This window comes from Pseudomonas sp. DD1, from assembly GCF_044510355.1.
Taxonomy (GTDB): Bacteria; Pseudomonadota; Gammaproteobacteria; order Pseudomonadales; family Pseudomonadaceae; genus Aquipseudomonas; species Aquipseudomonas shahriarae.
This window is the reverse complement of sequence record NZ_MSAJ01000037.1, coordinates 312428-326809: the sequence shown is the minus strand read 5'-3', so window position 1 is coordinate 326809 and position 14382 is coordinate 312428. Positions and strand designations below refer to the sequence as shown.

The window sequence follows — 14382 nt, the reverse complement described above, 5'->3', positions numbered from 1 at the left end:
TTCTTGACGACCATAGAGCATTGGAACCACCTGATCCCATCCCGAACTCAGTAGTGAAACGATGCATCGCCGATGGTAGTGTGGGGTTTCCCCATGTGAGAGTAGGTCATCGTCAAGATTAAATTCCAGAACCCCTGTTTGCTAACGCAAACAGGGGTTTTGTTTTGGGCGGTCGAAAAGGCGCACGTACAAACTAGCCGCAACTCTGCCGCTACCCACCTCAATTACCCTTCGGTCAATTCAATACAAAGTGTTTCGTCATATTTGGTATGGTGCAGCAGCTTTTCCCAGGGACCGACTTTTCTACCGCAGGATGCGGCATCGCCCTTATTCAACGAGATGCTGTAGAAATGCCCGAAGCCATACCGATCAAAGACCACGAAAAAGAGCACCGTCTGGTCAACAAGCGCCTGCTGGCCTGCGCAATACTGGTGCTTGGCATCAGCTGCGCCTTGGTCGCCCGCATGTATTTCCTGCAAGTGGTGGAGTTCGACTATCACTCCACTATCTCCGAAAACAACCGTGTCCATGTTCTGCCCATCACTCCGACTCGCGGCTTGATCTATGACCGTAACGGTGTGGTCCTGGCCGATAACCGTCCCAGTTACAACCTGACCATCACCCGCGAACGGGCTACCGACCTGAAAGGGGAGCTGGACTCGATTATCGCTCTGCTGCACCTGCCAGCCGAAGACCGCGCCGTCTTCGACAAGGCCCTGAAGCAAGCGCGCCACCCGTTCGTGCCCGTGACGTTGTTCTATGAGCTGACTGAAGAGCAGATCGCCATACTGGCCGTCAACGAATTCCGCCTGCCCGGCGTGGATGTCGAGCCGCAATTCGTGCGGCACTACCCACTGGGTGCACATTTTGCGCATTCCATTGGTTACGTGGGGCGCATCAACGAGAAAGAGTCCAAGGAGCTGGATTCGGTCGAGTACCGTGGCACGCAGTCGATTGGTAAAACCGGCATCGAGCGCTTCTATGAGTCGCAGTTGCACGGCCATGTGGGTTATGAAGAGGTCGAGACCAATGCCCAGGGCCGAGTCCTGCGGGTGCTCAAGCATACCGACCCGGTCCCCGGCAAAAACATCGTCCTGAGCCTGGATATCAAGCTCCAGGAAGCCGCCGAAGAAGCCCTGGGTGATCGTCGCGGTTCAGTCGTGGCCCTCGACCCGCAAACCGGCGAAGTCCTGGCGATGGTCAGCAAACCCAGCTTCGATCCCAACTCGTTCGTCACCGGCATCAGTTTCAAGGAGTATGCCGCGTTGCATGATTCCCTCGACCGCCCCTTGTTCAACCGGGTGCTGCGCGGTTTGTATGCGCCGGGCTCGACGATCAAGCCGGAAGTGGCTATCGCCGGTCTCGACAGCGGCGTGGTCACCGCCCAGACCCGGGTCTTCGACCCCGGCTACTACCAACTGCCGGACTTTGATCACAAATACCGCAACTGGAACCACAGTGGTGATGGCTGGGTAGATATGGACGCCGCCATCATGCGTTCCAACGACACCTACTTCTACGACCTGGCCCACAAGCTGGGGATCGACCGCCTGCACGACTACATGGCCGAATTCGGTCTCGGGCAGAAAGTCTCCCTGGATATGTTCGAAGAATCCGCCGGCCTGATGCCGTCCCAGGCCTGGAAGCGTGCAACCCGTCGCCAGCCCTGGTTCCCGGGTGAAACCGTGATTCTCGGCATCGGCCAAGGCTACATGCAGGTCACTCCGTTGCAACTGGCCCAGGCCACGGCGCTGATCGCCAACAAGGGCGTGTGGAATCGCCCGCACTTGGCTAAAACCATCGACGGCGTGCCGCCAGCGGACGAAAACCCTATGCCCAATATCGTCCTCAAGAACCCGCGCGACTGGGATCAGGTCAACCACGGCATGCAAATGGTGATGCACGACCCGCGCGGGATTGCCCGGGCGTCGGCCGCCGGTGCGCAGTACCGGATCGCGGGCAAGAGTGGTACCGCGCAGGTGGTGGCAATCAAGCAGGGCGAGCGCTACAACCGCCTGAAGACCCGCGAGCGCAACCGCGACAACGCATTGTTCGTCGGTTTCGCCCCGGCCGAGCACCCCAGGATCGTGATTTCAGTGATGATTGAAAACGGCGAGGCGGGCGGCCGCGTGGCAGGCCCGGTGGTGCGCCAGATCATGGATGCCTGGTTGCTCGATCAACAAGGCCACCTGAAACCGCAGTACGCCACGCCGGTCAAGACATCGGGCGACCCTCGTGTCTAACGCCAGTATCGTCAAGCCGTCTTGGGCGAGGTTTCACTGGGTAGATAAGCAATTGCATTTAGCCGCAGTCTGCGCAGATAATGAGATGAATTATCATTAACGTGCTCGGCTGCCCGCGTGTCTACTCCTACCGATCCCAAGGTCCTTCTGGCAACGCTTTATGACGACAACCATCGCTGGTTGCGCGCCTGGTTGTATCGTCAGCTCAAGTGCCCGCAAGATGCGGCGGACCTGACCCAGGACACGTTTATCCGCATTCTGGACGCGCGCCAGCTCCATCAACTCGAGGAGCCCCGCGCGTTTCTCAGTACCGTGGCGCGCCGCTTGTTGTTCAGCTTCTGGCGGCGCAAGCGGTTGGAGCAGACCTACCTCGACAGCCTGGCGCAGTTGCCGCACGCCTATACCCCTTCGGAAGAAGACCTGGCCCTGGTGCGCGAAGCGTTGGAAAGCATCGACCGCCTGCTCAACGGCCTACCGCCGCGTGTCCGGCAAATCTTTATGCTCAATCGCCTCGAAGGCTTGTCGCAGCCCGTCATCGCCCAGCAGTTGAGCGTGTCGCTGGCCACGGTAGAGCGCGATCTGCGCCGGGCTTTCCTGCATTGCCTGGCCGAGTCGGCGGACCTGACATGAGTTACCCCAAGGTGGACGCCACCACTCGCGCCGCCGTGGATTGGCTGCTACGCCTTGAGGCTGGGGATGACGACCCTGTGCTGCGCCAAGCCTTCGAAACCTGGCTGCGGGCCAACCCCCAGCACACCGTTGCCTGGCAGCGTGTGGGCAGTTTGCTGCAGCAGCCGATTGCTGATTTGCAGCGCGTCGAAGCTCGCAGTCCCGGCCAATTGCGCGCCGTTACCCAGGCCCTGGCGACGCCGGATTCCGAAGCGCGGCGCAAGGTGCTGCGCGGTGGCCTGGCCCTGGTGTTGTTCGGTGTCAGCGGTGCGGCGATCTTTGATCGCGCCCAGCCGCTCAATGGCCTGTGGGCCGACCGCCACACCGCCACCGGTGAGCGCAAGACTTTCGCGTTGGCCGATGGCAGCCGCCTGAGTCTCAATGCCCGCAGTTCGGTGGACATCCACTTCAGTGACAGCCGTCGCCTGGTGCGCCTGCGTGAGGGCCAAGTGTTCGTGGACGTCGCCGCCGACCCGCGCCGGCCGTTTGTGATCGCCACCGCCCAGGGCGAAGTCCAGGCCCTGGGCACGCAATTCATGGTGCGCCAGGAGGCCACCGGCAGCCTGACCTCGGTGCAATTGCACAGCGTCCAGGTCACCACGCTCGGCGGCAGCCAGCGCCGTGTAGAGGCGGGGGAGGCGGCGTGGTTCAGCGATGTCGATGTGCGCCCGGTACCGCTCTCGGTACGCAGCCGCACGGACTGGCGCGACGGTCGCGTGGATATCCGTGATGAACCCCTGGGCCTGCTGATCGACGCCCTACGGCCGTATCGCCGGGGCGTGCTGCGGGTCAGTGAGCAAGCCGCAAAAGTACGCGTCTATGGCGTGTACCCATTGGATGATCCGGAGCAAACCCTGGAGTCGCTGGCCCAGACCTTCCCTCTGCGCATCAGTCACTACGGCCCCTGGTTGACCCTGATTGACGTGCGCTGAGCAGCCAATGGGAATTATTTTCACTCAGCGTGAGGGGGTCGCCGATCTCGCGAGTCAAGGTTAGGGAACGCCAACCTGACAATGAGCATCCTCACCCTATGGCACCCTCGATGATCCATCCCTGCCTGTTGACCCTGGCCGTGACCCTGGCTGTGGTCGGCCACCCCGTGGCCGCCCTGGCCGATACGGCCGCCAGCACCCAGCAATATTTCAATCTGCCCGCTGCAGCCCTCGGCGATAGCCTGAGCCGGCTGTCGCGGGAAAGCGGACGCACGCTGTCGGTCAGCCCGGCCTTGCTGCAAGGCCGCCGCGCGCCGGCGTTGCAGGGCCAATACAGCCCCGAACAGGCTGCGCAACACTTGCTGACCGGCAGCGGCCTGGGCCTGACCGTCACCGACAATGGCACCTGGAGCCTGTACCTGCTGCCCGAAGGCGGCGCCTTGAACCTTGGCGCCACCACCGTCACCGGCCTGGTCGCGGAAGATGCCTGGGGCCAGGTGGATGGCTATGTGGCCACTCGCAGTGCCACGGCCACCAAGACCGATACACCGATCCTGGAGATCCCGCAGACCGTCAACGTGGTCACCGCCGACCAGGTCAAGGTCCAGGGCGCACGCAACCTGACCCAGTCCCTGCGCTACACCCCAGGCGTCGACACCAACGGCTACACCGACCGCAACACCATCGCCGACGAGCTGACCAGCCGTGGCTTCGCGCCCACCTTGTTGTATCTCGATGGCGCTTATCTGCCTTACGCCGGCAGCCTCGGTGGTGCGCCACAGATTGATCCCTACACCCTGGAACGCATTGAAGTGCTCAAGGGCCCGGCCTCAGTGCTGTTTGGGCAGAACCAGCCGGGCGGCATGATCAATCTGGTGTCCAAGCGGCCCACCACTGAGGCCCGGCACCAGGTCAAGTTCGGCGTGGGCAGTTACGACCGGGTCAATGGCGCTCTCGATTTCAGCGGCCCCCTCGATGAGGCAAAAACCTTGAGCTACCGTCTGATCGGCCTGGTCCGCGACGGTAACGAGATGGTCGACCATGCCACCGACAGCCGCACCTTGCTGGCCCCCAGCCTGACCTGGGCGCCCACGGATGACACTGCCCTGACGATCTATGCGCAGATCCAACGTGACAAATCCCTGGCCGACTACCAGGCGTTGCCGGCCATCGGCACCCTGTACCGCAACTCCAAAGGCCAGCATATCGACCGCGATACCTTCCTCGGCGACTCCGACTGGAACAACTATATTCGCGATCAGTATGTGCTGTGCTATGACTTCTCCCATGCCTTCAACGACAACCTGGAATACCGCCAGACCGCGCGATTTACCGACGTCAACGACCGCTACAAAGGTTTTTACCTGAACCGCTTCGTCGAACTGCCCGATGGCAGCACCGACGACACCCGCGCCAGCCGCACCAAGCTCGACTGGCGCCAACACAACAGCGCCTACACCCTCGATAACAACCTGCAGGCCAAGTTCGCCACCGGTGCCCTGGAACACATCTTGCTGGTGGGCTTCGATCATCGCGAGTTCACCCGTAAATATCAGGGCTACAACCTTTACGGCGCAGAAATCATCGACCTCTACCAGCCGTCCAACTACCACACCTTTGGCCAGCCGCAACTGACCACCAAGTGGAACAACACGGTCAAGCAGACCGGCCTCTATGCCCAGGACCAGATCAAGTTCGACCGTTTCATCCTCACCATGGGCCTGCGTGAAGACTGGGCCGAAGTGATCAATCGCGACCTGCTGGACCACAGCACGGTGTCGCAGAAAGACAAGCAGCTCACGCGTCGCGTCGGCCTGACTTACCTCACCGACTTCGGCCTGGCGCCCTACGTCAGTTATGCCGAGTCGTTTCTGCCCAGCGTCGGCCGGCTGGCCCCGGCGCGTGGCGGCGGCGCCTATAAACCGGTGGAGGGCGAGCAGTATGAGGCAGGCCTCAAATACCAGCCCAACGACCAGTCGCTGCTGACCTTGTCGGTGTTCCAGATCAAACAGAAAAACGTCCTGACCGGCGATCTGATCTATCGCGAATACCAGTTGCAGGAAGGCGAAGTGCGCTCGCGGGGCGTGGAATTTGAAGGCAAGGCCCGGTTTGGCCAGGTGGAGTTGATCAGTGCGCTGTCGTACCTGGACGCGATCTATACCAAGAGCAACTACGGCGACGAGGGCAACCGCAGCGAGGCGCAGGCGCCGTGGAGCGCCAGTGCCTGGGCCGACTACCACTTTGCCAGCGATGCCCTGGCCGGCCTGACCGTAGGCGGTGGTGCGCGGTATACCGGGAAGAAGTACGGCGACTCGGCCAACACCTTCAAGACCCCGTCGTTCGTGGTCTTTGACGCCACCGTCAGCTACGACCTGAGCCGCGTCAGCCCCACATTCAAGGGCGCCGAAGCCAGCCTCAACGTGCAGAACCTGTTTGACCGCGAGTACGTCTCGTCCTGCAACTACTCCTTTGGCTGCTATTACGGCCAGGAGCGCACCGCGTCCCTGGCCGTGTCCTACGATTGGTGAGCTACTTGATCACCACCGGATTCACCGGCGCGCCGCTGCCACCGACAATCTTCAACGGCGCGGCGGTGTAGAGGAACTTCCACTGGCCGTCGTCGGCACAATCGGCGGCCAGATCCTCCAGCAGCACGATCTCGGTAAAGGCGATGCCGAGGTTGCGCATCAGCGCGCAATGCAATGGAATCTGCACCCCCGACACCGGATCGGTGATCACCTCATTGGCGATGGTGTCGGTCACCAGGTTGGGGATTTCCATGGCGTGGAACCACTCCACCAGTTCCCGGCTGTAGGTCAGGCCAGGCTCCACCAGGTCCTTGAAGAACTCGGTCTTGCCATACTCGTAGAACGCGCCCATGGAGCCGGTACGGATGATCAGGATGTCGCGTTTTTCGATGGTCACCCCCTGGGCCTTGGCGGCGGCCAGCAAGTCCAGGTGGTTGAAGGTTTCGCCACGGCCCAGGTATTTCTTGCCGCGATGGCGGGCCATGTCGATCAACACCGCACGCCCGACCACGCCGCGCTCGGCAATCGCCAGCACACTGGCCTTGGCCATGCCGCCGACGGTGCTCATGGCGTCGTAGCCGTTCCACAGTTGATTGTCGTACCAGGCATGCCCGAGGGCGTCGTACTGGGTCGAGCCTTGCAACTGCATGAAGATCACATCGTCGCAATACGCCGCGCCGCCGGTCATTTCGGGTTGCTTGCCGAAGTGATAGTGGCTGTGATCCAGGGTATTGAAGCGCATCGACGGGTTGCGCGCCGGCCACATCGGGTCACCGCCCGGATGGCCGATCTGCACTTGCAGGGTGAAGGTCTTGCCCTGGCGCACCGAAGCGACACCGCGCAGTACTTCGGCTTCGGTCAGGTAGTTGAGGGCGCCGACTTCATCGTCCGGTCCCCATTTACCCCAGTTCTTGGGCAGGCCTTCGAGTAATTGCCTGGTGTTCGGTTCGTTCTTGTTATGTAAGTCACACATATCGACTCCGATCCCTTTGGTCGTTGAGTTACACGCAGCGCCCACCGTCGACTTCAAGGCAGGTGCCGGTGATAAAGGCCGCTTCGTCCGAGGCCAGGTACAGGCAGGCATTGGCCACGTCTTGCGGGGTGGAAAAACGTCCCAGGGGGATGGTCGCCATGAACTTCTGGCGGTTTTCCGGGGTGTCCGGCACGCCCATGAACTCACTGAGCAACGCGGTTGCGCCGACCACCGGGTTCACGCAATTGACGCGGATATTGTCCGGCCCCAGCTCCGCCGCCATGGTTTTGCTCATGACCACCACCGCACCCTTGCTGCCGTTATACCAGACCAGTCCCGGGCGCGGGCGGATCGCTGCGGTCGAGGCAATATTGACGAACACGCCGCCGCCCTGGCCGCGAAAATGCGGCACAAAATGCCTGGCGCTGAGGAAGATGCTTTTGACGTTGACCGCGAACACCCGGTCGAACTCGGCCTCGTCCACTTCCAGCATCGGCCGGTTGCGGTGGGTGGTGCCGGCGTTGTTGATGACGATATCCAGCGCGCCGAATTGCTCCAGGGTGGCGCGCAGCAGCGCGCCCACGCTTTCGTCGTTGGCCACATTGACCTCAACGAAATGGGCATGGCCGCCGCTGGCGGCGATCTCATTGACCACCCGCTGGCCGCCGGTTGCGTTCATGTCGGCGACGATAACCCGCGCACCCTGTTGGGCAAAGGTCTTGGCGATGCCTTCGCCAAACCCGGAGCCAGCGCCGGTGACGATGGCAACTTTGTTTGCTAGACGCATGGAGTGTGCTCCTTTCTTGTTGTTGTAATGGCTTAGCCGTGTTTGATCGCAATGGTCTTCAAGGTGGTAAAGCCCAGCAGGGCCTCGAAGCCTTTTTCCCGGCCATAACCGCTGGCCTTGACGCCGCCGAAGGGCAGTTCAACCCCGCCGCCGGCCCCGTAGTTGTTGATAAACACCTGGCCGCAGCGCAGCTTGCGCGCCAGGCGCATCTGCCGGGCGCCATCGCGGGTCCACACGCCGGCGACCAGGCCGAATTCGGTGCCGTTGGCCAGGCGGATGGCCTCGGCTTCATCGTCAAAGGGCATCACGGCTAACACCGGGCCGAAGACCTCCTCTCGGGCCAGGCGGCTGTCGGGCGGCACATCGCGAAACAGCACTGCTTCCTGGAAGTAACCGCCACTGCCGGCTTCGGCCACCACCTGGCCGCGGGCGGCTACGGTGATCCCGGCCTGTTCGGCCTCGCGCACGAACTCACGTACCTGGCGTTGCTGCTTCTGGTTGATCAGCGGGCCCATATCCAGGTCCAGCGCCGAAGGCCCGGTGCGCAGTTCGCGAAAGCGCTGGCTGAGTTGCTCCACCAGGGCCTCATAGATGCTGCGTTCCACCAACAACCGGCTGCCCGCCGAACAGGTCTGCCCGCAGTTCTGCACAATGGCGTTGACCAGCACCGGCAAGGCTTCGTCCAGGTCGGCATCGGCGAATACCAGTTGCGGCGATTTCCCGCCCAGCTCCAGGGTCACCGGGCAGTGCCGCTCAGCAGCGGCCTTGGAGACCGCCGTGCCGGTCGTGGTGGAACCGGTAAACGAAATGTGATCAATCCCCGGATGGCTGCACAACGCCGCGCCGGCCTCGTAGCCGTAGCCAGTCACCACATTGATCGCGCCGGCCGGGAAGCCCACCTCGGCGGCAATCTGCGCCAGGCGCAGCAACGACAGGCTGGCATCCTCCGCCGGCTTGACCACACAGGCATTGCCTGCCGCCAGGGACGCACCGACGCTGCGCCCGAAGATCTGCATCGGGTAGTTCCACGGGATGATATGCCCGGTGACCCCATGGGGCTCGCGCACCGTCAGCACCGTGTAGCCGTTTTGATAGGGCAGGGTCTCGCCGTGCAACTTGTCGGCCGCGCCGGCGTAATACTCGAAGTAACGGGCGAGGGCGGTGGCATCGGCCCGTGCCACTTTCAGCGCCTTGCCAGTGTCCCGCGCTTCGATCTGCGCCAGCTCTTCGTGATGCTCTAACACCGCTGCGCCCAGCCTGGCCAGCAGGCGGCTACGCTCCAGTGCCGACAACGAGCCCCATGGCCCGTCGAAGGTCTCGCCCACGGCCAGGCGCGCGGCGCTGACGGCGGCGTCGATATCGGCAGCGGTGCCACGGGCGATGCTGGAGTAGGTTTCGCCACTGCTGGGGTCGATCACCGGGATGTCTTCCAGGGACGTCGAGGCTTGCCATTGGTTGGCGATGTAATGTGCGTTGATCATGTTCAGCTCCTGTTCCCGGCGATGCATTCGGCGATGGCCACGCCCACTTCAATCGTACTGGCGCTGCCGCCCATTTCCCGGGTGCGCGGGCCTTGCGCAAGCACCGTCTCGATGGCTGAGACAATGGCTGCTGCGGCCTCTTGGTAAAGCGGGTCGCCATTGCCCAGATGCTCGATCATCAATGCGGCCGACCAGATCTGTCCGATGGGGTTGGCCACGCCCAGCCCGGCAATGTCCGGTGCCGAACCGTGTACCGGCTCGAACAGCGACGGGTAGCGTCGCTCGGGGTTGAGGTTGGCCGACGGCGCAATGCCGATGGTGCCGGTGCAGGCCGGGCCGAGGTCGGAGAGGATGTCGCCAAACAGGTTGGAGGCCACCACCACGTCAAACCAGTCCGGGTGCTGCACAAAGTGTGCGCAGAGGATGTCGATGTGGAATTTGGCGGTCTTGACGTCTGGGTAGCGCTGGGCGATCAGGTTCACCCGCTCGTCCCAGAACGGCATGGTGATGGAGATACCGTTGGATTTGGTGGCGGCCACCAGGTGCTTGCGCGGTCGCTGCTGGGCCAGCTTGAAGGCATAGTCCACCACCCGGTCCACGCCTTCGCGGGAGAAGATCGACTCCTGCACCGCGATCTCACGCGGCGTGCCTTCCCACATCCTCCCGCCGACGCTGGAGTATTCGCCCTCGGTGTTTTCGCGCACCACGATAAAGTCGATATCCCCCGGCACACGACCGGCGAGCGGGCAGGGCACGCCGGGCATCAGGCGCACCGGGCGAATGTTGACGTACTGGTCGAACTGCCGGCGGATCTTCAGCAGCGACTCCCACACCGCCGTATGGTCGGCGATGATGTCCGGGGCGCCCACGGCGCCGAAGAAGATCGCGTCATGGCTACCGATCTGCTCGGCCCAATCATCCGGCATCATGGTGCCGTGGGCCAGGTAGTGTTCGCTGCACCAGGCAAAGTGATCGAACTCAAAGGCAATGCCGAAGCGCCGACTGACCGCCTGCAGTACGCGCAGGCCTTCGGGCACTACCTCGCGGCCGATACCGTCGCCGGGAATCACGGCAATCCGATGGGGGGTGCTGGTCGTGAAATTGGACACGCCGTGTCTCCTGTTCTTGTTGTTGTCAGTGAGGCGGGGACATTCTTGGCACAGGTGCCACGGTGGTGGAATTGCTGATTATGGAAGTGGCCTTCGCAAAATTCGAAGGCTCGCGGTTAGGCGCAGTGGCGGGCAGCGAGGTAGTCGAATAACGCCAGACTTGTAGGAGAAGGCTGTTCCTGGCGCATGCACAGGTACATCTGGCGGTCGGCCCACGGGTCGTCAATTTCGATAAAGCGCAAGGCCATTTCCTTGCGAAAGATCTGCACCGCGCCCTGGGGCAGCACGCCAACCCCTTGCCCGGCGGCAATCAGCCGGCACACGGCTTCAAAACTGCGCACCTGGATCCGCAGGCGCAACGGCATGCCAATCGCGGCGGCGGCTTCGGTGATCAGCGCGGTGATGGCGGCGTTGTCCTCCAGGCCGACGAAGTCATAGCCCAGCAAATCGGCAAAGCGCGCATGGCGCATCTTGAACGGATGATCATCGGGCACCAGCAGGCACAGGCGGTCCTGGCAGTAAGGGGCAAAGCGCAAGTCCTCGCCGCCCGGTTGGGTGGTGACGATGCCCACATCGGCCACGCCATCGCGCACCGCCTGCAGGATTTCACGGCTGCGCTCCTCGCGGATATCCAGGCGGATACCGGGATGTTGGGCGTTCCACTGGGTCAATTGGCTGGGCAGTTGCTGGCTCATCGCCGAACTGTTGGCATACAGGCACACGCGGCCGGTGGCGCCCTTGGCGTAGTCGGCGAGGTCCGCGTGCATCACATCCACTGCGCGCAAAATCGCCAACCCATGCTCGGCCAACACCTCGCCGGCCGCCGTGGGCGAGACGCCGGTGGAGGAGCGGTGCAACAGGGCGACCTTGAAGTGTTGCTCCAGCAACGACAGGCGCCGGCTGGCCGCAGACAGCGAGAGGTGCGAATGCTCGGCCGCCCGGGACAGGCTGCCGAGCTTGACCGTCTTGAGGAACAGCTCGATGGAAGTGAGATCGGGGGCCATGCCAGAGTCCTTGTGCGCGGTCTGTGAAAACTACGCAGTTGGTGCGGGACTGTCCAATCATCTGCCCCTCACACATTGGACATATGCTGTTGACTCAACTTTGGAGGCACCGCCGATCCCTTGTGGGAGCTGTCGAGCCCCGGCGAGGCTGCGATGGCGGCGGCACTGCCAGCATTGATGGTGACTGACCCACCGCCATCGCAGCCTCGCCGGGGCTCGACAGCTCCCACCTTTGATCTTTGCTGCCTTGAGTAAAGTGCCGGTTAGAACTCGATGCTCGCCGACAGCTTGGCCACCCGTGGATCGCCCTGGGTCAGGTAGCCGCCCATTGCCGATTGCCAGTATTTGGTATTGGCCACATTGTCCACGGTCAGTCCCAGGGTGACGTCGCGCTGGTCCACTTTGAAGTTGTAGCGTGCGCCCAGATCAAAGCGGTTCCAGGCCGGCAAGCTGAGCTTGTTGGCGGCATCCACGTACTGCCCGCCGGTACGCAGCAGGCGCCCGTTGAGGGTTACGCCTTGCAGGCCCGGCACATCCCAATCCACCCCGGCATTGAGCTGGAACGACGGCACGCCAATCGCGCGGTTGCCGTCATTGGCGCCGTTCTGGGTGCCCTTGAGCTCGGTTTTCATCACCGTCACACCGCCGAGCAAACGCAGGCCGGCCAGCGGTTCACCGAATACGTTGAGCTCCACGCCTTTGTTGATTTGCTCGCCCTCACGCACGAAGCGTGCGGTGGTGGCATCGATGATCTGGGTGTAGCCGGCGCCGGGCTGCTCGATTCGATACACGCCCAGGGTCGCGCCGTAGGTGCCCATGTCAACCTTGACCCCGGCCTCGATCTGCTTGGAGCGTGCTGGGGCATACACCAGGCCACCGTTGGTCACCGTGCGAATACCTAATTTCTCCGGCGCGGTCGGGCCCTTGGCCAAACCTTCAATCCGATTGGCATACAGCGACACATGCTCCCAAGGCTTGAACACAATGCCGTACACCGGTGTGGTGATCGACTGATCGTAGTTGGCCGTGCGGCTGCCGCTCATATAGTTGTAGCCCTGCACCACCATTTGCTGATGGCGTAGGCCCAGGGTGACCAACAAGCGATCATCGATAAAACCCACGGTGTCGGACACCGCCGCGCTGCGCATGAAGGTCTTGGCGGTGATGGTCGGGTCGCTGAAGTCGGTGCCAGGGGTGTTGCGCGGGTTGTTCAGGCGCGGTTCGGCGCCGGTTACCGGGTTGTAGATATTGGTGCTGGTCTTGGCGCTGTCGAACACATAGGCGTTGCGCGCCTCGGTCCAGATCCCGGCCAGGCCGAAATTCAGGCGGTGGCTCACCGGCCCGGTCTGGAAATTGCCCTTCAAGCCGGCCATGGCGCTGCTGTTGTCTTCTTCGTGGGCGATGGTCGAGGCGCTGCTCTGGGCATTGCCCAGGTTGTCGTTGATGGTCACCGAGGAGTACTGGCCCATCTCCCGTGTGTGCTTGGCACCGCCCGCCGCGTAGGCGGTCCAGTTGTCGTTCAGATCGTACTCGGCGCGCAGCATGCCCAGGGTGTCTTCAATATTGGTCGCACTCCAGCGCGGCGCGTAGTTGGTGTCGGCCGACGGGGCGTCGGGTACATGGGTCACCAAGGATCCGAGGAACACCGAGTTGCGCCCGCCATTGACGCGCTGTTTCTGATACGCGAAATCCCCCGACAGGCGTAATGCATCGCCCCGGTAATCCAGGCCTGCGGCAAACAGCTTGGAGCGCTGGTTTTCATTATCGGTGGCGGTATCGCCCTCACGTTGCGAGAGGTTCACCCGCGCACCAAAACGATTGTCCTCGCCAAAGCGCTGACCGATATCCAGGTGCTGGCCAATCCGGCCCTCACTGCTGATATCGGTGCTGAAGCGGCGTAGAGGTACATCGTCGGCGCGCTTGGGTTGCAGGTTCACGCCGCCGCCGATGCCGGAGCCGGAGGGTGTTACCCCGTTGATAAAGGCGTTCGGGCCCTTGAACACTTCCACCCGCTCCAGGGCGTCGGTGGACATGATCTGCCGGGGTAGGATGCCGTAGAGGCCGTTGTAGGAAATATCATCGCCATTCAGTGGCAAGCCACGAATCACGAACAATTGCGACTGGTTGGCATAACCCGAAGCCTGGCGCACGGACGAATCGTTGAGCAGTACATCGCCCACGGTCTCGGCCTGTTGGTCGCGGATCAGTTGTTCGGTGTAGGAGGCCATGCTGAACGGCACATCCATGATGTCCTGGTTGCCCAGCACCCCCAACTGCCCACCGCGTGCGACCTGGCCGCCGGCGTACACCGGGGGCAGGGAGCCGGGCATGATGCTCTCGGCGCTGATGCTGGTCGCACCCAGCTCCAGGGCCTGGCCAGCCTGACTGTCGTTCGCATTCTGCGGGGCGGGTTGAGGGGCGCTATGGGCCGTGAAGCTCAGGGAGCAGCACAGGGCGAGCAGGGTCGGGCGAGTACAAGTCGGCATGGTCGATCCGGACGGCGAAGCGTCAGTGTGAGGAAAGAGGGGGCAACAACGTTGCGCTTCCTCGCTGCGCGAATACGACTCCAGTGCAAATGATAATAAATGCTAAATGATATTTCACAAACTGATTTGTGATGTATGACTTTTCTGAAGGCCAGAAATTTCTATTAAGG

Annotated in this window: 10 protein-coding genes and 1 rRNA gene; 5 read left to right on the top strand and 6 right to left on the bottom strand. The window is 62.4% G+C overall.

Annotated elements, in window-relative coordinates:
* The first annotated feature begins 2 nt into the window (after positions 1 to 2).
* The 5 genes from rrf to PSFL_RS24360 all read left to right on the top strand — a co-directional run bounded on the left by rrf (position 3) and on the right by PSFL_RS24360 (position 6372).
* A 5S ribosomal RNA gene (gene rrf, locus PSFL_RS24380) occupies positions 3 to 118 on the top strand.
* Positions 119 to 350: 232 nt separating this feature from the next.
* Positions 351 to 2243 (top strand): penicillin-binding protein 2, encoded by a 1893-nt coding sequence (gene mrdA / locus PSFL_RS24375; protein WP_397470593.1) that lies wholly within the window; start codon positions 351 to 353, stop codon positions 2241 to 2243.
* 117 nt (positions 2244 to 2360) lie between these two features.
* Positions 2361 to 2873, top strand: coding sequence for a sigma-70 family RNA polymerase sigma factor (locus PSFL_RS24370; RefSeq protein WP_120732445.1), 513 nt, complete (start codon positions 2361 to 2363; stop codon positions 2871 to 2873).
* A complete protein-coding gene (locus PSFL_RS24365) occupies positions 2870 to 3844 on the top strand; it encodes a FecR family protein (RefSeq protein WP_397470592.1) in 975 nt (324 codons plus the stop codon). The genes PSFL_RS24370 and PSFL_RS24365 overlap by 4 nt, the downstream gene beginning before the upstream one ends.
* A gap of 110 nt (positions 3845 to 3954) precedes the next feature.
* Positions 3955 to 6372, top strand: coding sequence for a TonB-dependent siderophore receptor (locus tag PSFL_RS24360; RefSeq protein WP_397470591.1), 2418 nt, complete (start codon positions 3955 to 3957; stop codon positions 6370 to 6372).
* A gap of 1 nt (position 6373) precedes the next feature.
* Here the strand turns inward: PSFL_RS24360 and PSFL_RS24355 are convergent, their stop codons facing one another.
* The 6 genes from PSFL_RS24355 to PSFL_RS24330 form a co-directional block, all read right to left on the bottom strand.
* Entirely contained in the window at positions 6374 to 7345 is a 972-nt protein-coding gene (locus PSFL_RS24355) for a cyclase family protein (protein ID WP_057439132.1), read from the bottom strand.
* A 28-nt stretch (positions 7346 to 7373) separates the two neighbouring features.
* Positions 7374 to 8132: an SDR family oxidoreductase gene (locus PSFL_RS24350; RefSeq protein WP_057439131.1), complete on the bottom strand. Its 759-nt coding sequence runs from the start codon at positions 8130 to 8132 to the stop codon at positions 7374 to 7376.
* Positions 8133 to 8164: 32 nt separating this feature from the next.
* Positions 8165 to 9613, bottom strand: coding sequence for an aldehyde dehydrogenase family protein (locus PSFL_RS24345; RefSeq protein ID WP_397470590.1), 1449 nt, complete (start codon positions 9611 to 9613; stop codon positions 8165 to 8167).
* 2 nt (positions 9614 to 9615) lie between these two features.
* Positions 9616 to 10722, bottom strand: coding sequence for a tartrate dehydrogenase (locus PSFL_RS24340; RefSeq protein ID WP_397470589.1), 1107 nt, complete (start codon positions 10720 to 10722; stop codon positions 9616 to 9618).
* Positions 10723 to 10838: 116 nt separating this feature from the next.
* Positions 10839 to 11726 (bottom strand): LysR family transcriptional regulator, encoded by an 888-nt coding sequence (locus PSFL_RS24335; RefSeq protein WP_397470588.1) that lies wholly within the window; start codon positions 11724 to 11726, stop codon positions 10839 to 10841.
* 263 nt (positions 11727 to 11989) lie between these two features.
* Positions 11990 to 14212, bottom strand: coding sequence for a TonB-dependent siderophore receptor (locus tag PSFL_RS24330; protein ID WP_057439127.1), 2223 nt, complete (start codon positions 14210 to 14212; stop codon positions 11990 to 11992).
* Between the last annotated feature and the right edge of the window lie 170 nt (positions 14213 to 14382).

Coding starts and splice junctions, on each gene's coding strand:
- PSFL_RS24335 (WP_397470588.1), bottom strand. CDS start 11,726: ATGGCCCCCGATCTCACTTCCATCGAGCTGTTCCTCAAGACGGTCAAG.
- PSFL_RS24350 (WP_057439131.1), bottom strand. CDS start 8,132: ATGCGTCTAGCAAACAAAGTTGCCATCGTCACCGGCGCTGGCTCCGGG.
- mrdA (WP_397470593.1), top strand. CDS start 351: ATGCCCGAAGCCATACCGATCAAAGACCACGAAAAAGAGCACCGTCTG.
- PSFL_RS24330 (WP_057439127.1), bottom strand. CDS start 14,212: ATGCCGACTTGTACTCGCCCGACCCTGCTCGCCCTGTGCTGCTCCCTG.
- PSFL_RS24360 (WP_397470591.1), top strand. CDS start 3,955: ATGATCCATCCCTGCCTGTTGACCCTGGCCGTGACCCTGGCTGTGGTC.
- PSFL_RS24355 (WP_057439132.1), bottom strand. CDS start 7,345: ATGTGTGACTTACATAACAAGAACGAACCGAACACCAGGCAATTACTC.
- PSFL_RS24365 (WP_397470592.1), top strand. CDS start 2,870: ATGAGTTACCCCAAGGTGGACGCCACCACTCGCGCCGCCGTGGATTGG.
- PSFL_RS24345 (WP_397470590.1), bottom strand. CDS start 9,613: ATGATCAACGCACATTACATCGCCAACCAATGGCAAGCCTCGACGTCC.